Below are 19,462 nucleotides of genomic sequence, written 5' to 3'. Positions count from 1 at the left end.
AGGACGCCCGCCCCGACCGCTCAGAGCAGTCGCAGCCGCCCGACGATCTTGTCCACGCGGTTCCTCGGCCCGATCAGACCGACCGCCAGGTACTCGACGAGCTCGGGCCCGGTCGCCCCGAGCACCTCCCGGTACTCGTCGTACACCCGGGTGTCCTGCGCGGCGGCGGGCATGTCGGCGACGAACGTCCCCTCGTGCGCCTCCGCCTTCGCCCGGATCGTCCGCAGCGTCGCCGCGTCGGACGCGAGCACGGTGCAGCCCGCCCACGGCAGCCCCGGGTGCTCGGAGCCCGAGGCGTCCTGCGCAGCGGGACCGAGCAGTCCGGGCACCTGCGCGCCGGTAGCGGCCTCGACACAGACGGCGGCGTTCACCGCGCGACCGATCGGCAGTGTCTCGTCGACCACGACTACCCACTTCAGCCGTGCCGATCGCGTCGGCGCCGCGGTGTCGATCTCGTCCTCGGCGTAGCCGACCGGTGCAGTGCTCATCGTCGTCCCTCCCTGGTCGATCCTCCCGACCGACCGCGCTCACGATAGGCAATGCGCGAGCGTCCCGCATAATGTCCGTATGAACGACCAGCAGAACCGAGATCCGGTGGTCCTCGACGCGCTCGACATCGCCATCCTCCGCCTCCTGCAGTCGGATGCGCGGATGTCCAATCGCGACGTCGCGACCGCGGTCGGCGTCTCCCCCACCACCTCCCTCGACCGCATGCGGCGGCTGCGCACCCGCGGCGTCATCCGAGGCGCCACCCTCGACGTCGACCTCGCCGCGATCGGACGCGGCGTCCAGGCGCTGATCGCCGTCCGGATCCGGCCGCCGTCCCGCGAGGTCATCGAGTCGTTCCGCGACTGGGTCAGCGGCCTCGAGCAGACCCTCGGCGTCTTCGTCACCGCCGGCAACGAGGACTTCATCATCCACGTCGCCGTCCGCGACAACGACGACCTCTACGCCTTCGTCATCGACCGCCTCACCGAGCGCCGCGAGGTCGCGGACGTCCGCACCTCGGTCGTCTACCAGCACATCCGCAACGGCTCGGTGCCGCCCGCCTGACAGCGCGTCGGGCGGGAACGCCGAAGGGGCCCCTCCGCAGTGGAGGGGCCCCTTCGAGGTGGGCCGGTGCTCGGGACGACCTACGCCGGCTTCGTCACCAGGTTCACCAGGCGCGGCGCCCGGACGACGGCCGTGACGACCTCGCGGCCCTGCAGCGCCCGCGCGACACCGGTGGCCGCGCGCGCCTTCTGCTCGAGCTCGTCCGAGGAGATCTTCGGCGAGACCTCGATCCGGTCGCGGACCTTGCCGTCGACCTGGAGGATCGCGGTGACCTTCTCCTCGACCAGGAGCGTCGGGTCGGCCTTGCGCCAGAGCGCGTGCGCGACCGAGCCCTCGTAGCCGAGCCGGTTCCACATGTCCTCGGCCGTGTACGGCGCGAACAGGTTGAGCGCCATCGCGACGACCTCGGTCGCCTCACGAACGGCGGGGTCGCCCGCGCCGGCACCGGAGTCGATGACCTTGCGGGTGGCGTTGACCAGCTCCATCAGGCGCGCGACGACGACGTTGAACTTGAACGCCTCGATCAGCGAGGGCGACTCGGCGAGGAAGCGGTGCGTCTGCCGGCGCAGCGCCGCGTCGCCGTTCTTCCACTCCACGTCGGGCTTCGTCGTGACGTCCTTCGCCAGGCGCCAGGCGCGGGCGAGGAACTTCGCGCTGCCCGACGGCGAGACGTCGGCCCAGTCGATGTCGTCCTCGGGCGGCCCGGCGAACGCCATCGTCAGGCGCACGGCGTCGACGCCGAACTCGTCCAGCTGATCGGACAGGCGGACGATGTTGCCCTTCGACTTCGACATCGCGGCGCCGTCCATCTGCACCATGCCCTGGTTCAGCAGCGCAGTGAACGGCTCGGTGAAGGAGACGTAGCCGAGGTCGAAGAGGACCTTGGTGATGAAGCGCGCGTAGAGCAGGTGCAGGATCGCGTGCGTCACACCGCCCACGTACTGGTCGACGGGCGCCCACTTCTCGGCGAGCTTCGGGTCGAACGCCTGGGTGTCGTCCTTCGGCGAGAGGAAGCGCAGGAAGTACCAGGAGGAGTCGACGAAGGTGTCCATCGTGTCCGGGTCGCGGCGCGCGGGGCTGCCGTCGTTCGGGTTCGCGACGTTCACCCAGTCCTCCGCAGCACCGAGCGGCGACGAGCCCTTCGGCTGCAGGTCGAGGCCGTCGGTCGAGGGCAGGCGCACGGGCAGCTGGTCCTCGGGGACGGGGATCAGCTCGCCGTTCTCGCCGTGGATGATCGGGATCGGCGTGCCCCAGTAGCGCTGGCGCGAGATCAGCCAGTCGCGCAGGCGGTAGTTCTTCGCCGAGCGGCCGCGGCCGCGCTCCTCGAGCAGCTTGATCACGCGCTCGATGGCGGTGCGCTTGGAGAGGCCGTCGAGCGGGCCGGAGTTGATCAGGCGGCCGTCGCCGGTCAGCGCCTCGCCGGTGGTGGCCGGGTCGAGCGAGTACTCCTTCTCGAGCGCGGCGAGCTCCTCCGGGTCCTTCGGGATGACCGGGATCGCGCCGGTGACCGAGGCGGTCGTGTCGACGACGACCCGCACGGGCAGGTCGAAGGCGCGGGCGAAGTCCAGGTCGCGCTGGTCGTGCGCGGGGACGGCCATCACCGCGCCGTGCCCGTAGTCGGACAGCACGTAGTCGGCCGACCAGATCGGCAGGCGCTCGCCGTTGACGGGGTTGATCGCATAGCGGCCGAGGAAGACGCCGGTCTTGGGGCGATCGACCGTGAGGCGCTCGATCTCGCTCGACTTCTGCACCTTCTCGAGGTAGCTGCGGAAGGCGGTCTGCAGCTCCGGGTCGGCACCCTCGACCAGCTCGGCGGCCAGGTCGCTGTCGGGCGCGACGACCATGAAGGTCGCGCCGAAGAGGGTGTCGGGGCGCGTCGTGAAGACCGTGATCCGCTCGTCGCGGCCCTCGATCTCGAACTCGACGTCGGCGCCGATCGAGCGGCCGATCCAGTTGCGCTGCATCGCGATGACCTTCGAGGGCCAGGAGCCCTCGAGCTGGTTCAGGTCGTCGAGCAGGCGGTCGGCGTAGTCGGTGATCTTGAAGTACCACTGCGTGAGCTTCTTCTTCACCACGACGGCGCCGGAGCGCTCCGAGGTGCCGTCGGCGAGGACCTGCTCGTTCGCGAGGACGGTCTGGTCCACCGGGTCCCAGTTGACCCAGCTGTCCTTGCGGTAGGCGAGGCCCTTCTCGTACATCTTGAGGAACAGCCACTGGTTCCACTTGTAGTACTCGGGGTCGGAGGTGTGCAGCACGCGGTCCCAGTCGAAGGACGCGGCGTAGCGCTTCATCGAGCGCTTCTGCTGCTCGATGTTGTCGTAGGTCCAGGAGACCGGGTTCAGGCCGCGCTTGATCGCCGCGTTCTCGGCGGGCAGGCCGAAGCTGTCCCAGCCGATCGGGTGCAGCACGTTGAAGCCCTGCTGGCGCCAGTAGCGGGCGATGACGTCACCCAGCGCGTACGCCTCCGCGTGACCCATGTGCAGGTCGCCGGAGGGGTAGGGGAACATGTCGAGCACGTACTTGCGCGGGCGCTTGTCGGTGGAGTCGCCGGTCGCGAACGGCCGGGTCTCCTCCCAGATCGGGAGCCACTTCTCCTGGAGCGCGCGGAAGTCGTAGCGCTCCTCGTCGGTCGCGCCGGTCTGCTGGGAGGTCTCTTCTGCCACAGGTGTGTCTCACTTCTGAAGGGAGGGGGAAACGCGCGCGATCGAGGCGCCTGCGTTCGACCAACCACCCTACTGGCCTCTAGTGACCGGGCGAGGACTCGTCCGCGACGCGCAGGTCGACTCCGAGCACGGCGAGCAGCGCGCGGGCCTTGAGGCGCGTCTCCTCCACCTCCTCGTCCGGGATCGACAGGGTGGTGATGCCTCCGCCGGTGCCGATCCTGGCGCGGACACCGTCGAGCACGAGCGTGCGGATGGTCATCGCGAGATCCAGCGAGCCGTCGCCGCCGAGCCGCCCGAACGCGCCGGCGTAGATCCCCCGGGGCCCCTCCTCCCATTCGCGCAGGAGCTCGATCGCGCGCCGCTTCGGGGCTCCCGTCATCGATCCGGCGGGGAAGGTCGCCGCGAGCAGGTCGGCCAGGCCGACGCCCGGCGCGCGCTGCGCCGACACCTCGCTGACCAGCTGGTGCACGTGGGGGTAGCTCTCGACCTCGAGGAGGCGATCCACCCGCACGGAGGAGGGAGCGGCGATCCGCGCGAGGTCGTTTCGCACGAGGTCGACGATCATCACGTTCTCGGCGCGCTCCTTGACGCTCGCGAGCAGCTCGGCCCGCAGCTCCGCATCGGCCGCGGGGTCGGCGCTGCGCGGCCGGGTCCCCTTGATCGGGTGCGTGGCGACGCGGCCCTCCGCTGTGACGGCGAGGAACTGCTCGGGCGAGGCGCTGACGAGGGCGAGCCCGCCGATCCGGATCAGTCCGCCGTGATGGCTGGGGCTCGAGCGGCGGAGGCGGCGGTACGCCTCGACGGGGTCGAAGGCGCCCTCGACCAGGACCTCGTTGGTGAGGCAGAGCTGATAGGCGTCACCCGCGCGGATCGCGGCCTGGCAGCGCGCGATCAGGGCGCGGTACTCCTCGGGGCCGTGCCGCCAGACGGCGGGGCCGGCGGGCTCGGCGTCGCCGGGGCCCCGGCTGTGGGCGGGAGTCGCGGCGAGCACCGTCAGCGCCTGCTCGAGTCGCCGCGCCTCCCGCTCCTGCCGCGGGGAGGACACGAGGTGGAGGGTCCTCCGGGCGTGATCGAACTCGAGCACCGGATCGCCGCGGATCAGCGCGAGTGCGGGCGGCGCCTCCGCGTCCGAGGACGCGGCGGGGAGGGAGACGAAGGGCGCGCCGGCCTCGTACGCGATCCAGCCGTACCGGCCGAGTGCCCGGTCACCGGTCCGCTCGGTGCCGACCGCGGCGAGCGCCGTCGAGACGTCGGCTCCGGCCTCGATCATCAGCACGTCGTCGGAGGCACCGAGGAAGGAGAGTCCCTCGACGGCGTCGCGGCCGGAGTCGAGCCAGAAGGAGGCGTGCGCGCGGGAGAACAGAGCGAGGTGAGCGCGCTCGGGATCGACCCACGGCAGCTCCCGGCGGAGTGCGGGGTCCTCGAGGAGAGCGGCCACTGGGCTAGCGTAGGCCGTCGTGGACGGCGAGCTGGTGCGGGTGTGGGACGGGCGCGAGCTCGGTCCCGCGGCCGACGCTCCGGCCGGCGCCCTCCTCGCGGCCGACTCCTGGCTGGTGTCGGCGGGCCGCGTGCGCGGTCTCGAGCTGCACCGGGAGCGGTTCCTCGCCGCGGTCGCCGACGCCGCTGGACCGGAGGACACCGGGGCGTTCTTCGACGCCGCCGTCGCGGCGCTCCCCCGCACCGGCGACTCCTTCCCCCGGGTCGAGCTGACCGCGGAGGGACTGCGCCTGCGTCTTCGCCCCGCGCCACCGAAGGGCCGCACCGTCGTGCTCTGGACGAGCCCCGTCGATCCTCGGCGCGTTCCGGCGCGCAAGGGACCGGACATCGCGCGTCTCGCGCTCCTGCGCTCGCGGGCTCTCGCGGCCGGTGCGGACGAGGCCGTGATCCTCGGTCCCGACGGCACGGTCGTCGACGGCGCGTCGAGCGCCGTGCTCTGGTGGCTCGGCGACGCGCTGGTCGTTCCGCCCGCGAGCAGCCGCCGCGTCCGGAGCGTGACCGCCCGAACGGTCTCCGTGCTCGCGGGAGCGCTCAGCGTCGACGTCATCGAGGCCCCGGCCGAGCCGGCCGACCTCGACGGCCGCGAGGTGTGGACGGCGAACGCGCTGCACGGGCTGCGTCTGGCGACGAGCTGGGTCGACGGGCCGGCGCTCGCCGCGGTGCCGGGCCGGCTGGACGCCTGGCGCCGCCGCCTGGACGCCCTCCGCCGTCCCCTCCCCTGACTCGTCTGCGGCACCGAGCCGTGCTGACGCCGGTCGCGTGCCACGGACGGCCGAGGCGTCGTCTCGCGGCCCTCGAGGCACCTGCTCGGGGACGCCGATCTCCCTCCGACGGCTCGTGCACTCCTCGCACGAGCCGGGCCGTTTCTCGGCGGGGAGGAGGGACCGCGTGACAGGGACCCCGCATCACGCGCCGGACCGCGGAGCACGGCACTCCTGCGCGCCAGGATCGAGGCAGTCCGCTCGGCGATGCCGCCCTCTCTCCGACGGTGCCCCCCTCTCGAGAAAGAACTGCGATGACATCCCACACCTCACGACCACTCGCCTCAGGGCTCGTCGCCCTCGCCGCCGCCGGCGCCCTGCTCTGCACCGCCACGCCGGCGCTCGCGCAGAGCGCTCACAGCACCGTCTCCTCGAGCACCTCCGCGACGACCTCCGTCGCCGCCGCCGCGACAGTGCGCGGCGAGGTCTCCGACGAGCTGGTCGCCGGCGAGCAGCTCCTCGCCGGCCAGTACATCGCCTCCGACGGGTCCGGAGGAGGATCCACCTTCCGGATGCAGGACGACGGCAACGCCGTGGTCTACGACGAGGTCGGTCACCCGCTCTTCAGCACCGGAACCTCGGGCCGCGGCAACCGCCTCGTCCTGCAGGAGGACGGCAACGTGGTGATCTACTCGTCCGCCGACCGCCCCCTGTGGAGCACCGGAACCGACAACGAGCCGGGGTCTCACCTGGTCGTCCAGAGGGACTCCAACCTCGTCCTCTACCGCGAGGACGACACGCCCGCGTGGGCGAGCAGCGTCGGCCGCACGCTCCCCGAGCCGCCGTTCGACACCCTGAACGTCGACGAGCCGCTGCTGCGGGGCCACCAGCTCACCTCGGAGAACGGACTGTTCCGCGCGGTGATGCAGCGCGACGGCAACCTCGTCGGCTACGGGCCCGACGGGGTCGTCTGGAACACCGGCACGCGCGGCGAGGCGAACGAGCTCCTCGTGTCGGAGGACGGCTACGCCGTGATCGTCGGTGCGGACGGCGGCATCAAGTGGGCCGCCGACACCGAGGGCGCGGCGAGCAGCATCCTCCTCGACGACAACGGCGTGCTCAGCATCAGCGACGAGGACTACGACGTGCTGTGGACCAGCCAGTCCGGGCTGCCCGGGTCGAGCATGTACGCGCCGAACACCCTCGCGGTGGACGACCACCTCCGCTCCGACGACGGCCGGTACCGCGCGGTGATGCAGGCCGACGGGAACTTCGTCGTCTACGGCCCGACGGGCGCCGACTGGTGGACGGGCACGTCGGGTGTCGACAGCTCGTTCGAGTTCTCCGAGGACGGCACCGCCCGGATCGTCGCGGGCGACGGCAGCGTCGTCTGGACGGCGACGCCCGCCGCCGGCGGCACCGCGCCCTACCGCTTCGTCCTGCAGAGCGACGGCAACCTCGTCGAGTACGACAGCGAGGATCGGCCGGTCTGGTCCCTCCGCTGACCGTTCCGAGGTCGTCGGGCGCGCCGATCCGGTGACGTCTCCCTCCGATGGCCCGGCTCGTGCGCAGTCCGCACGAGCCGGGCCGTCGCCGTGCGCGCGAAGACGTCCGCGCCTCGGTCACGACCGGGCCGAGCTCCACGGCGACCGCCCGGTTCGCGCTCGCCTCGCTCGAACCGGGCGCTCGACGGCGTTCTCGCGGGTGACGTGACAACGACCCCGCACTGCGCGCCGGAACGCGATCGGACCCGGGGGTGAGTGCTTGTGTGGGTGGAAGACCGCTCGGCGACGCCGCCTCGATCGCGGCGGTGCCGTCCTCTCGAGAAAGAACTGCCATGTCACTCAGAACATCTCCACGCCCCCTCGCCGCCGGGATCGTCGCGCTCGTCGCAACCGGAGGCCTGCTCCTCGGCGGGACGCCCGCCCTCGCGGCGAGCGGGGCACCCGGGTGGTCCTCGTCGACCGAGTGGAGCCCGACCACACCCGCCCTCAAGCCGTGGCCCAGCGGCGGCAGCAGAGGGCAGTACGAGTACTACAACGCCGTCCTCAGCGGCGAGACCCTCGGCCCGAACTTCAGTGTGTTCTCCGATCCGGAGGACACGTTCGTCCTCACCATGCAGACGGACGGCGACGCTGTCCTCCGCTCGGACGACGGGAGGGTCCTCTTCAGCACCGGCACCTCGGGAGATCGCAACTCCTTGATCGTGCAGGAAGACGGGAACATCGTCGTCGTCGATGCGGATCGGCGTCCCCTCTGGAGCTCCGGCACGGACGGTGAGCCCGGCGCCCACCTCGTGCTCGGAGAGGACGGCGACCTCGTCCTCTACCGCCAGAACGGCACGCCCGCCTGGTCCGCCGCCGCCGGGAGGATCGCCGAACCGCCGCACCACTCGCTCGACACCGGCAGCACGCTCCTCCACGGTCACCAGCTCACCTCCGAGAACGGGCTGTTCCGCGCGGTCATGCAGCGCGACGGCAACCTCGTCGGCTACGGCCCCGCCGGAGCGATCTGGAGCACCGGCACCCGCGGCATCGGCAACCGCTTCGTCATCCAGGACGACGGGAACGCCGTCGTCTACGGCGCCGACGACTCGGTCAGGTGGGCGTCCGGCACCGGTGGCGAGGACCTCACCGTCGCCCTCGACGACAGCGGAGTGCTGAAGATCGTCGATCCCGACGGTGCTCTCGAATGGGACAGTCAGACCGCTCTGCCGGGGTCGGTCGCGTACGCACCCGGCGTCCTCGAGATCGGGGGGCTGCTGCGCTCGGACGACAGCGCCTACCGAGCGGTGATGCAGGCCGACGGGAACTTCGTCGTCTACGGCCCGTCCGGCGCGATCTGGCAGACGAGGACCTCGGGCATCGAGAGCGCTCTCGTCCTCGCAGCCGACGGCGTCGCGACGATCGAGACCGAGGTCGGCAAGGTCACCTGGTCGTCCGGCCCCGCCTCCGCTGCGGTCGGGCCGTTCCGTCTCGTCATGCAGACCGACGGGAACCTCGTCGAGTACGACGGGCAGGGCCGGGCCGTCTGGTCCACCCGCTGACCGCCCTGAGGTCGATGCGCTCGCGGATGCGCTGACATCCCGTCCGATGGCCCGGCACGTGCACGCCCTGCACGAGCCGGGCCATCGGCGTTCTCGCGAAGGGTCCGACCCTGCGCCTGCTCTCCTGCAGAGCGGAGAAGCGCGACGGCGCGACGGTGACCCCACGCCCCGCGCCACAAGATGTGGAAATCCTGCGGTAGTGCTTTCGTGGGAGGAAGACCGTTCGGCGATGCCGCCTCGTCGACGGCGGTGCCCATCTCCACGAGAAGGAACTGCCATGACGTCCCCATCACAACCACGCTCCCTCGCTTCCGTCCTCGTCGCGCTCGTCGCGGCGGGAGCCCTGCTCCTCGGCACGACACCCGCCCTCGCCCAGAGCGCCGTCGGAGCAGCGGCTTCGCAGAACGGCACTCCCGCCCGGTCGGACGGTGCCGGGACGACGGCCGCACCGCCGCACGACACCCTCCCCACCGGCGGCACCCTCGCACCGGGTGACCAGCTCACGTCGGAGAACGGGCTCTTCCACGCGGTCATGCAGACCGACGGCGATCTCGTCGGCGACGGACCCGCCGGAAAGATCTGGAGCACCGGCACCCGCGGCACCGGCAACCGCCTCGTCCTGCAGGACGACGGCGACGCCGTCGTCCTCGGCACCGACGGCTCCGTCGAGTGGTCGTCCGGCACCGCCGCGTGGTCGACCGACTCCAACGTCGAGAACCTCGCCGTCGTACTCGACGACAGCGGAGTGCTCACGATCGTCGACGACGAGGGCGACCTGGGCTGGGACAGCCAGTCCCAGCTGCCGGGGTCGGTCCTGTACGCCCCGAACCACCTCTCGACCGGTGACGTGCTGCGCTCGGACGACGGTCTGTACCTGGCGGTGATGCAGTCCGACGGGAACCTCGTCGTCCACGGCCCGACGGGTCTGATCTGGCAGACCGGGACTCACGGCATCGCCAACGGGCTGTACGTCGCCGAGAACGGCGTCGCGTCGATCTACGACTGGAGTGACACCGTGGTCTGGGCGAACCGCTCCGCCTCCGGCGCGACCGGGCCGTTCCGCTTCGTGCTGCAGAACGACGGGAAGCTCGTCGAGTACGACGGACAGGGCCACGTCGTCTGGTCCAGCCGCTGACGGCATCCACCAGCGGGCTCCGCCGAGGCGGTCCGCTCTGCATTGACGGCCCGGTCGTGCGCTTCCCGCACGGACCGGGCCGCCGTCATGAAGGCCCGAGGTCCGGGCCACGGGCGAGCGAGCGCTTCGGCGGCGCCGACGCACGCGCCACCGGGACACGGCGTCCCGAGCGCACGCCCGATGCCGCCGGCGCGTGCGAGCATTCGAGGATCCGCTCGGCGATGCCGACCTCTCGAGAAAGATCTGCGATGACGCCTCCCTCTTCCTCCCGCTCGAACGGGTTCTCCCGCTCCACCGGGCCCGCCCGATTCGTCGGCTCCGGCCTCGTCGCGCTCGTCGCGACCGGGGCACTCCTCCTCACCGCGACGCCTGCTTTCGCCGAGGAGGCGGTGCAGCAGACGCTCTCCTCCGCCTCCGCCGCCGAGTCGACCCCCGCACTCCAGCCGAACGCCGATGCGCAGGCCCGCGCCGCCGGCATCTACTACAACGCGCTGATCGGCGGCGAGGAGCTCGCCGGCGGGGAGAGCATCTACTCGAACGACCCGGGCCCCGCCTACGAGTTCGTGATGCAGACCGACGGCAACGCCGTCACCTACGCGCCCGACGGCCGGGTCGTCTTCGCGACCGGCACCGCCGGCCGCGGCGACCACCTCGCGATGCAGACCGACGGCAACGTCGTGATCTACTCCGCAGACGACCGCCCCGTCTGGAGCACGGGCACGAACGACGAGCCCGGCGCCTCCCTGATCATCCAGGAGGACGGCAATCTCGTCGTCTCCCGCGAGAACGGCTCCCCCGCGTGGGCGAGCAGCGTCAACGGGAGGATCGCCGCTCCGGCGACCGACACGCTCTTCACCGGCGAGACCCTCCGCGGCGGGCGCCAGCTCACCTCGGCGGACGGCCGCTTCCGTGCGGTGATGCAGACCGACGGCAACTTCGTCGGCTACGGCCCCCAGGGCGTCGTCTGGAACACCGGCACCCGCGGCGCCGGCAACCGGCTCGTGCTGCAGACCGACGGCAACGCCGTCATCTACGGCCCGGACGATTCGGTCCAGTGGTCCTCCGGTACCCGCGGCAGCGATCTGCGCCTCGGCATCGACAACGGCGGATCGCTGATCATCGTCGACCAGGCCGACGCCGTGCTCTGGACCAGCCAGGCGCAGCTGCCCGGCTCGAGCCTCTACGCCGAGAACGGGCTCGCCGCCGGCAGCCTCCTCCGCTCGGCCAACGGCGTCTACCGGGCCGTGATGCAGAGCGACGGCAACTTCGTCGTCTACGGCCGCTCCGGCCCGATCTGGTCGACGGGCACCTCGGGCGCCGGCAGCTCGTTCAACCTCTACGAGGACGGCTTCATGGCGGTCGTCCGCGGCGACGGGATCGGCACCTGGACGGTGACCCCCCGCTCCAGCGCGGTCGCCCCGTTCCGCCTCGTGATGCAGGACGACGGCAACCTCGTCGAGTACGACGGACGGAACCAGGCGGTGTGGTCGAGCCGCTGAGCGCGGTCGCCTCGACGCGGCCCTGATCGGGTCCCCGCCCTCCGGTGGGCCCGCGCCGACGGCCCGGTTCGTGCATGTCCCGCACGCACCGGGCCGTCGGCGTCTCCGGACTGCGCGACCCGTAGGGGGCGCGCCGAGGCGCCCGGTTCGCCGCCACTCCCCCTCTCGTCGCATGATGGAGGGGTGAGCGACGCCGGCGACTTCATCCGCGCGGCGCTGGAGTACGAGGGCGACGTCTGGCGGGCGCAGGACGTGCGCGAGCGGCTCGGCGCGGGGCTCGACTCCACCGGGGCCTCGGTCGGAGCGGTCCGCGGCACCGTGCGGGACGCGCTGAAGAAGTTCCGCGGGCTCGAGCACGACGACGTCACGGCGCTGTCCTCGGAGCTGTGGGAGCCGCCTGTCTTCGAGACGCGGCTCGCGGCGATCGTCCTGCTGCAGTCGCGAGCAGCGATGCTGCGTGCCTCCGACCTGACGCGGCTCGAGGGCTTCGTCCGTGATGCGCGGGTCGAGGAGCTGACGGCATCGCTCGCCCGCGACGTGATCCTCCCTCTGCGCGCGAGCAGCAGCGGATCCGCGCGGGCCCGCGTCGACGGTGTGCTCGACCGGTGGGCCTCCGAGGGCGGGTCGCTCGCCGAGGCCGAGAGACGGGTTCGGCCAGCGGACTGAGAAGGCCGGGTCACCACTCGATCACGACCGCGTTCCGGCGGCGTGGCGCGGCGAGCGGCATGGGAGCAAGCGGGAGAACTGCCCACCTATCCGCTCGAAGGACCAGCGATGACGCCTCTCCACCCCGCCCGCACACTCCTCTCCGGGGCGGTGGTGCTCGTGACCGCAGCCGCCCTGCTGCTCGGAGCGACCCCGGCCCTCGCGGCCGGCTCGGGGCCCGTCTCGACCGTGGTCGCGACCGCCGCGAACGTCTTCACCGACGCCCTCGTCAGCGGGGAGCAGCTCGCGCGCGGCGAGAGCATCGTCTCGGTCGGCGGCGGCTACCGGTTCGTCCTGCAGACCGACGGCAACGCCGTCACCTACGACGCGAGCGGCCGTGCCACCTTCAGCACCGGCACCCAGGGTCGCGGGGATCGCCTGGTGATGCAGGCCGACGGCAATCTCGTGATCTACGCCGCGGACGGCCGGCCCGTCTGGTTCACCGGAACGGGTGACGAGAACGGCGCGAGCGTCCGGATCCAGAACGACGGCAACCTCGTCGTCAGCCGGGCGAACGGCACCCCCGCGTGGGCGAGCAGCATCGGCACGACGATCGCGGCGCCGCCGACCGACTCGCTCTACCCCACCGAGACGCTGCGCGCCGGTCAGCGGCTGACCTCCGGCGACGGCCGCTTCACCGCCGTGATGCAGAGCGACGGCAATTTCGTCGGCTACGGACCGCAGGGAGTCACCTGGAACACGGGCACGTCCGGCGCCGGGAACCGCTTCGTGCTGCAGGAGGACGGCAACGCCGTGATCTACGGCGCGGACGGCGCGGTGAAGTGGTTCACCGGCACCAGCGGCTCCGGGGTGCGGATGAACCTCGACAACGCCGGCCGACTCGTGATCGTGAGCATCGACGACCGCCTGCTCTGGAGCAGCCGGATCGCGTTCCCGAGCAGCACACTGTTCGCGCCGGCCGGGCTCGAGGCCGGCGAGTCGCTCCGCTCGGGGAACGGCGCCTACAATGCCGTGATGCAGGCCGACGGCAACCTCGTCGTCTACGGGCGCTCCGGTCCGGTCTGGTCCACCGGAACGTCGACGTCGGGCGACTTCTTCTCGATCGACGAGGACGGGTACATGGCGGTCGCGGCCCCGGGCCGAGTGAGCTGGAGCGTCCTTCCGCGCTACTTCGTCAACGTCGGCCCCGCCGTCCCGCCGTTCCGCCTGGTGATGCAGGACGACGGCAACCTCGTGCAGTACGACGGGCGCGGACGGGCGAGCTGGTCGAGCCGCTGACCCCCGTGCACGCGCACTGAACCGGATCCCCGGGCCGTCTTCTCGGCCCGGGGATCCGCTGTGTCACGCGTCAGCCCGCGGTGCCGTCCGCGACCGTGATCCGCCGGTCGAAGGCGAGGGACCCGGGGACGCGGTGCGCGATCAGCACGACCGTGCGGCCGGACGCGGCGCGCAGCAGGTCGGCGAGCAGCGCGTCGGCGACGGGGGCGTCCACCGAGGCGGTCGGCTCGTCGAGCACCAGCACGTCGAAGTCGGCGAGCAGGGCCCGCGCGAGCGCCAGGCGCTGGGCCTGACCGCCCGAGACCAGCGAGCCTCGCTCGCCGACGCGCGCGTCGAGGCCACCGCGGGCCGCCGTCCACGAGGCGAGGCCCACCCGCTCGAGGACACCCAGGAGCACGGCGTCGTCGGCCTCGGGTCGCGCGAACAGCAGGTTCTGCCGGATCGTGTCGTCGAAGAGGTAGGGCTGCTGCTCGACGAGGCCGACCAGGCGCCGTAGCTCGGACTGCGGGAGCGTGCGCGCCTCGACCCCGCCGATCCGGTACGAGCCGGTGTGGTCGAGGAAGCGGACGAGGGCGTGCGCGAGGGTCGTCTTGCCGGAGCCGCTGCCGCCGGTGACGAGGACCCGCTCGCCGGCGCGCAGATCGAGCGAGACGCCGGTGAGCGCGGGAGTCGCGGCGCCGGGCCAGCCCACGGAGAGGTCGCGGAGGACGATGTCGCGGCCGAGCGGGACAGCGGCGGAGGGATCGACGTCGGCATCGGTCGCGAGCGCGGGCGACGCGGCCTGCGCGTCGAGGTCCGCGAGCCGCTGCGCGCTCGAGAGCGCCGAGCGCGCGCTCTGCACGGCCAGCGGGGCCGCGGCGGCGACCTCGAACACGGCGAGCGGCACCAGGGCGAGCACCCCGAGAGCCGGGCCGCCGAGCTCGCCGACCACGGGGATCCCGAGGGCGAGACCGCCCCAGACCGCGCCGCCGGAGCACAGCGCGAGGACGGCGGCGGCGAGCCCGGTCGAGGCCGCGCGCCGCCGGGCCGCTCGGGTGAGCGCCGCCTCCGCCTCCGCGACATCGGCGATCGCGTCGTCCGCCGCGTCGAAGGCGATCAGCACGTCGAGCCGGGTCACCAGCAGATTCAATCGCTCCGCGAGCTCGCCGCGCAGCGGCGCGAGCTCGCGATCGGCGCGGGCCGACACCTGTCCCGCGCCGAGGGCTCCCCCGGCGAAGGCGAGCACGAGCAGGCCGAGCAGCACGGCGCCCATCGCGGGCAGCAGCAGCCAGACGCCCACCACCGCGACGGTGGACACGACCGCCGAGACGAGCAGCGGCTGCACGATCCGCAGCGGCACGTCCTGCTGCGCATCGACGTCGGCGACCACCCGCGAGACGAGATCGCCGCGGCGCACCCGCCCGAGCCCGTCGGGCGCGACCGGCACCAGCCGCTCGTAGACGCCGGCGCGCAGCTCCGCCAGCGCCCGGAACGCGGCATCGTGCCCGGAGAGGCGCTCGAGATAGCGGAAGAAGGCGCGCGAGAGCGCGAACGCGCGCACCCCGACGACGGCCATCGAGAGGAAGAGGATCGGCGGCTGCTCGGCCGCTCGCACGATCAGCCACGCCGAGCAGGCGAGCAGAGCCACGACGGACGCCGAGGAGAGCAGACCGAAGGACAGTCCGGGCAGGAAGCGCCGCGGAGCCGGCATCGCCGCCCGCAGCACGTCGGCGCGGTTCACCGGAGCACCGCCTCGGCCGGAGCGAGCGCGAGCACGGCGTCGGCGGCCGCGATCGTCGCGGGGCGGTGGGTCGCGACGAGCACGACGACGCCCTGGTCCGCGAGCCCGCGGAGCCCGGCGAGTAGCCGGCGCTCCGACTCCTCGTCGAGAGCGGCGGTCGGCTCGTCCAGGGCGAGCACCGCGCAGCCGCGCTCGAGGACGCGGTGCACGGCGCGCGCGACGGCGACCCGCGCCGCCTGCCCGCCGGACAGCCCCGTGCCGTCGGCGTCGATGCGCCGATCCGGGTCGAGGTCGGTGCCCGCGATCGCGAGTGCCCGCAGGATCCGCTCCGGGTCGGGCGAGCGCGAGCCGAGCGCGACGTTGGACCCGACGCTCCCCGGGAGCAGGTCGGGCCGCTGCCCGGACCAGGCGAGCCAGTCGCGACCGGTGGCCGCGTCGATGGTCTCACCGCCGAGGGCGATCGAGCCGGTCGCGGGGGCGAAGCCGGCCAGAGCGGCCAGCAGCGTCGACTTGCCGGAGCCGCTGGGTCCGGTCAGCGCGGTGATCGAGCCGGCGAGCAGGGTCGCGTCGACGGGCGCGAGGACGCGACCCGCTCCGTCGTCGACCGCGACGCCGTGGAGCTCGAGCGCCCCCGAGCGGCCGGGCGCTGCGGTCCGCGTCGGCACGGCCGCCGCGGATTCGATGATCGTGAACGCCTCGTCCGCCACCTGGACCCCGTCCGCCGCGGCGTGGAACTCGGCGCCGACCTGCCGCACCGGGAGGAACACGTCCGGCGCCAGCACCAGCACGAACAGCCCGATCGCGAGGCCGAGCGAGCCGTCGACCAGGCGCAGTCCGATCGAGACGGCGACGAGCGCGACCGAGAGCGATCCGGCCAGCTCGAGGACGAAGCTGCTGACGAAGGTCACCCGCAGCACCTTCATCGTGTGCACGCGGTAGTCCTCGGTCAGCGCGCGGATGCGGGCGCCCTGCCTCTCCGCCCGCCCGAAGATCTTCAGCGTGGCCAGCCCGCCGACTGTGTCGACGAAGCCGGAGGCGAGCGCCTGCAGGCGGCTCCACTGCCTCTTCTGCACCGCCTGGGTCGCCCAGCCGATCAGGACCATGAACACCGGGATCAGCGGGAGGGTCACGACGAGGAAGAGCGCGCTGAGCGGATCGGCGAGGAAGACGACGAGCACGAGGATCGGCGTGGTGATCGCGGTCGCGATCAGCTGCGGCAGGTAGCGGGCGAAGTAGCCGTCGAGCGCGTCGAGCCCACCGCCGAGCAGAGCGACGACCCCGCCCGATCCAGCCGTGCGACCGGACGGCCCGAGTGCGACGAGCGCGGCGAGGACTGCCGACCGCAGCTGCGCCTTCGCACCGGCGCCGCCCCGTGTCGCGTTCACCTCGACGGCCCAGGCCAGCACGGAGCGCAGCACGACCACGCCGAGCAGCGCCGCGAGCGAGGGCGCGAGCTCGGTGGCCGATCGGCCGTCGACCGCCCCCGCCACCAGCTGCGCCACCAGCCACGCGAACGCGACGGCGGTCGCCGTGCGGGCGAGCGCGAGCGCCCCGCCGAGCACGAGGAACAGCCGCGCGGCGCGGGCGTAGCGGAGCAGTCGGGGATCGAGGGGTTTCACGTCTGCGTTCGGTCAGTGCGCGTCCGCCGGGATGTGGGTCCGGCTGATGCGCTTGCGGAAGATCCAGTAGGTCCAGGCCTGGTAGCCGACGATGAGCGGCACGAAGACCAGCGCCGTCCAGCTCATCACCGTCAGGGTATAGGGCGTGCTCGAGGCGTTCTCGATGGTCAGGCTGTTCGCGATCTCGTTCGAGGCGGGCATCACCGCCGGGAAGAGCGTGGTGAACAGCGCGAGCACCGCGAGGGCGATCGTGCCGGCCAGAAGGGCGAAGGCGCGCCCCTCCCGCCCGCGCAGGTTCGCGACCCAGGCGAGCACCAGTGCGGCCGCGGCGGCGATCGAGAGCAGCCAGGAGGGACCGCTCCCCTGCGCCAGGTTCGTCCAGCCGAGGAACACCGCGGCGACCGCGATGGTCACCAGTCCCGCCCGCATCGCGAGCCGGCGCGCCCGCTCGCGGATCTCGCCGTCGGTCTTCAGGGAGACGAAGACGATGCCGTGGGTGAAGAAGAGCAGGAGCGTGGTCGCGCCGCCGAGCAGCGCGTACGGGTTCAGCAGGTCGAAGACCGTCCCGATGTAGTTGTGGTCCGCGTCCAGCGGCACACCCTGCACGATGTTCGCGAAGGCGACGCCCCAGAGGAACGCGGGAACCGCCGAGCCGACCACGATCATCGTGTCGAACCGCTTCTTCCACGCCGCCTCCGGGCGCTGGTGGCGGTACTCGAACGAGACGCCGCGGGCGATCAGCGCCAGCAGGATCAGCAGCAGCGGCAGGTAGAACCCGCTGAAGAGCGTCGCGTACCACTCGGGGAACGCGGCGAACATCGCCGCTCCGGCGACGATGACCCAGGTCTCGTTGAGGTCCCAGACCGGCCCGATCGTGTTGATCAGGACGCGGCGGTCGGTGTCGTCGCGGCCGAGGAAGGGCAGCGACATCCCGACGCCGAAGTCGAAGCCGTCGAGCACGAAGTAGCCGATGAAGAAGACGGCGACGATCCAGAACCAGAGCGTGGCCAGATCGAGCGATCCGAGGTCCATGTGCGCGTGCCTTCCTCTAGTAGACGGTGCCGACGAGCTGCGGGCGACCGCTCTCCTCGTCGATCTCGGGGGCGTCGTCGGGACCGGCCTGGGCCGCCCGCTTGATCAGCCGGAACTCGACGACCGCGAGGGTGCCGTAGAGGGCGGTGAAGGCGAGCAGCGAGATCAGCACCTCGATGCCGCTGACGCCGGGCGAGACGCCGTCCGCGGTCTTCAGCAGGCCGAAGACCAGCCAGGGCTGGCGGCCCATCTCGGTGAAGACCCAGCCGACGATCATGGCCATCAGCGGGAGAGGGGCGGCCCAGATCGCGATCTTCCACATCCACTGCTTCGGCTCGCGGCCCTTGCGGGTGAACCAGAGGCCGGCGGCGGCGACGCCGATGGCGAGGACGCCGAGCGCCATCATCCAGCGGAACGACCAGTAGGTGACCCAGATGATCGGCGTGTAGTCGCCGGGGCCGTAGACCGCGCTGTACTGCGCCTGCAGGTCGTTGATGCCTTCGACGGTCCCGGTGAAGGTGTGCGTCGAGAGGAAGGAGAGCAGATACGGGATGCGGATCGAGAACAGCTCGCTCGAGCCGTCGGGCGTGCCCCAGGTGAAGACCGAGAAGGAGGCGTCCACGCCGGTGGACGTGCGGTAGAGCGCCTCCGCGGCCGCCATCTTCATCGGCTGGGTGTCGACCATGGCGAGGCCGAGCGAGTCGCCGGTGAAGAGGGTGAGGCCACCGCTGATCAGCATCATCCAGGCGCCGAACTTCAGCGCCGGGCGCATCGTCTCGAGGTGCTGGTTCCGCGAGAGGTGGTAGGCGGCGACGCTGACGATCACCGCGGCCGAGACCATGAAGCAGGCGAAGATCGTGTGCGGGAACGCGGCGAGGGCGACCTTGTTGGTCAGCAGGGCCCAGATGTCGGTGAGCTCGGCGCGGCCCTTGGCCTCGTTGATCCGGAAGCCGACCGGGTTCTGCATGAAGGCGTTCGCCGCGATGATGAAGTAGGCCGAGAGCGTGGTGCCGAGCGTGGTGAGCCAGATCGTCGCGAGGTGCAGCTTCTCCGGGAGCTTGTCCCAGCCGAAGATCCACAGGCCGATGAACGTCGCCTCGAGGAAGAACGCGAGGAGGCCCTCGAACGCGAGCGGGGCGCCGAAGACGTCGCCCACGAAGCGGGAGTAGTCGCTCCAGTTCATCCCGAACTGGAACTCCTGGACGATGCCGGTGACGACCCCCATCGCGAAGTTGATCAGGAAGATCTTGCCGAAGAACTTCGTCAGCTGCAGGTAGTGCACGCGGGAGGTGCGCACCCAGCAGGTCTGGAAGATCGCCACCGTCAGCGCCATGCCGATGGTGAGCGGCACGAAGAGGAAGTGGTAGATCGTCGTCAGGCCGAACTGCCAGCGCGACAGGAGGAGCGGGTCCAGGAGTTCGTTCACGAGTCCGAGCCTAGGTCGGCGGCGGGGGCGCGACGGCCTCCGATCCCAGTACTGGAGCGGATGTGCGGCCCTCGGCGCGGCTCCACGACACCCTTCCCGGGGTCGTCCTCGGAGCCCGGCGACGACT

General features: G+C 72.0%; 15 protein-coding genes. 8 read left to right on the top strand and 7 right to left on the bottom strand.

The window, feature by feature from the left end:
- Nucleotides 1–20: 20 nt before the first annotated feature.
- Nucleotides 21–488: a DUF2000 domain-containing protein gene (locus tag GTU73_RS08475; RefSeq protein ID WP_160088599.1), complete on the bottom strand. Its 468-nt coding sequence runs from the start codon at nt 486–488 to the stop codon at nt 21–23.
- Between the two features lie 79 nt (nt 489–567).
- Here GTU73_RS08475 and GTU73_RS08470 point away from each other — a divergent pair, with 79 nt between their 5' ends.
- Nucleotides 568–1,053, top strand: a complete 486-nt coding sequence (locus tag GTU73_RS08470; RefSeq protein ID WP_160088597.1) for an Lrp/AsnC family transcriptional regulator — start codon at nt 568–570, stop codon at nt 1,051–1,053.
- Nucleotides 1,054–1,133: 80 nt separating this feature from the next.
- Here the strand turns inward: GTU73_RS08470 and leuS are convergent, their stop codons facing one another.
- Both leuS and GTU73_RS08460 read right to left on the bottom strand, forming a co-directional pair.
- Complete coding sequence (gene leuS / locus GTU73_RS08465) at nt 1,134–3,716, bottom strand: leucine--tRNA ligase (RefSeq protein WP_160088595.1); 2,583 nt, start codon at nt 3,714–3,716, stop codon at nt 1,134–1,136.
- A gap of 79 nt (nt 3,717–3,795) precedes the next feature.
- Complete coding sequence (locus GTU73_RS08460; protein WP_244231822.1) at nt 3,796–5,154, bottom strand: anthranilate synthase component I family protein; 1,359 nt, start codon at nt 5,152–5,154, stop codon at nt 3,796–3,798.
- Nucleotides 5,155–5,173: 19 nt separating this feature from the next.
- On the opposite strand from GTU73_RS08460, the gene GTU73_RS08455 reads away from it, so the two are divergent.
- From GTU73_RS08455 to GTU73_RS08425, 7 genes are all read left to right on the top strand, one after another.
- Entirely contained in the window at nt 5,174–5,935 is a 762-nt protein-coding gene (locus GTU73_RS08455; RefSeq protein WP_160088593.1) for an aminotransferase class IV, read from the top strand.
- Between the two features lie 293 nt (nt 5,936–6,228).
- Entirely contained in the window at nt 6,229–7,419 is a 1,191-nt protein-coding gene (locus GTU73_RS08450; protein WP_160088591.1) for a hypothetical protein, read from the top strand.
- 332 nt (nt 7,420–7,751) lie between these two features.
- Entirely contained in the window at nt 7,752–8,960 is a 1,209-nt protein-coding gene (locus GTU73_RS08445; protein ID WP_160088589.1) for a hypothetical protein, read from the top strand.
- 277 nt (nt 8,961–9,237) lie between these two features.
- Nucleotides 9,238–10,095, top strand: a complete 858-nt coding sequence (locus tag GTU73_RS08440) for a hypothetical protein (protein ID WP_160088587.1) — start codon at nt 9,238–9,240, stop codon at nt 10,093–10,095.
- A gap of 248 nt (nt 10,096–10,343) precedes the next feature.
- Entirely contained in the window at nt 10,344–11,594 is a 1,251-nt protein-coding gene (locus tag GTU73_RS08435; RefSeq protein WP_160088585.1) for a hypothetical protein, read from the top strand.
- Between the two features lie 183 nt (nt 11,595–11,777).
- Nucleotides 11,778–12,260, top strand: a complete 483-nt coding sequence (locus tag GTU73_RS08430; protein WP_160088583.1) for a DNA alkylation repair protein — start codon at nt 11,778–11,780, stop codon at nt 12,258–12,260.
- A gap of 108 nt (nt 12,261–12,368) precedes the next feature.
- On the top strand, nt 12,369–13,538 hold the full coding sequence (locus GTU73_RS08425) for a hypothetical protein (protein WP_160088581.1): 1,170 nt from the start codon (nt 12,369–12,371) through the stop codon (nt 13,536–13,538).
- Nucleotides 13,539–13,608: 70 nt separating this feature from the next.
- Here the strand turns inward: GTU73_RS08425 and cydC are convergent, their stop codons facing one another.
- Genes cydC through GTU73_RS08405 form a run of 4 tightly spaced genes read right to left on the bottom strand, consistent with a single transcriptional unit; the run spans nt 13,609 to nt 19,335 of the window.
- Nucleotides 13,609–15,258 carry a thiol reductant ABC exporter subunit CydC gene (gene cydC, locus GTU73_RS08420; protein ID WP_244231821.1) on the bottom strand — a complete coding sequence of 550 codons (1,650 nt, stop codon included), beginning with the start codon at nt 15,256–15,258 and terminating at the stop codon, nt 13,609–13,611.
- A complete protein-coding gene (gene cydD / locus GTU73_RS08415; protein WP_160088579.1) occupies nt 15,255–16,877 on the bottom strand; it encodes a thiol reductant ABC exporter subunit CydD in 1,623 nt (540 codons plus the stop codon). Before cydD ends, cydC begins: the two co-directional genes overlap by 4 nt.
- A 12-nt stretch (nt 16,878–16,889) precedes the next feature.
- Entirely contained in the window at nt 16,890–17,909 is a 1,020-nt protein-coding gene (gene cydB, locus GTU73_RS08410; protein WP_160088577.1) for a cytochrome d ubiquinol oxidase subunit II, read from the bottom strand.
- A 16-nt stretch (nt 17,910–17,925) separates the two neighbouring features.
- Nucleotides 17,926–19,335 (bottom strand): cytochrome ubiquinol oxidase subunit I, encoded by a 1,410-nt coding sequence (locus tag GTU73_RS08405; protein ID WP_160088575.1) that lies wholly within the window; start codon nt 19,333–19,335, stop codon nt 17,926–17,928.
- Nucleotides 19,336–19,462: the final 127 nt, after the last annotated feature.

The sequence above is a fragment of the Rathayibacter sp. VKM Ac-2804 genome (assembly GCF_009866655.1).
GTDB lineage: Bacteria > Actinomycetota > Actinomycetes > Actinomycetales > Microbacteriaceae > Rathayibacter.
This window is presented reverse-complemented; position numbering and strand designations above follow the sequence as displayed.

Coding starts and splice junctions, on each gene's coding strand:
- GTU73_RS08475 (WP_160088599.1), bottom strand. CDS start 488: ATGAGCACTGCACCGGTCGGCTACGCCGAGGACGAGATCGACACCGCG.
- GTU73_RS08470 (WP_160088597.1), top strand. CDS start 568: ATGAACGACCAGCAGAACCGAGATCCGGTGGTCCTCGACGCGCTCGAC.
- GTU73_RS08450 (WP_160088591.1), top strand. CDS start 6,229: ATGACATCCCACACCTCACGACCACTCGCCTCAGGGCTCGTCGCCCTC.
- GTU73_RS08445 (WP_160088589.1), top strand. CDS start 7,752: ATGTCACTCAGAACATCTCCACGCCCCCTCGCCGCCGGGATCGTCGCG.
- GTU73_RS08440 (WP_160088587.1), top strand. CDS start 9,238: ATGACGTCCCCATCACAACCACGCTCCCTCGCTTCCGTCCTCGTCGCG.
- GTU73_RS08435 (WP_160088585.1), top strand. CDS start 10,344: ATGACGCCTCCCTCTTCCTCCCGCTCGAACGGGTTCTCCCGCTCCACC.
- GTU73_RS08425 (WP_160088581.1), top strand. CDS start 12,369: ATGACGCCTCTCCACCCCGCCCGCACACTCCTCTCCGGGGCGGTGGTG.
- cydB (WP_160088577.1), bottom strand. CDS start 17,909: ATGGACCTCGGATCGCTCGATCTGGCCACGCTCTGGTTCTGGATCGTC.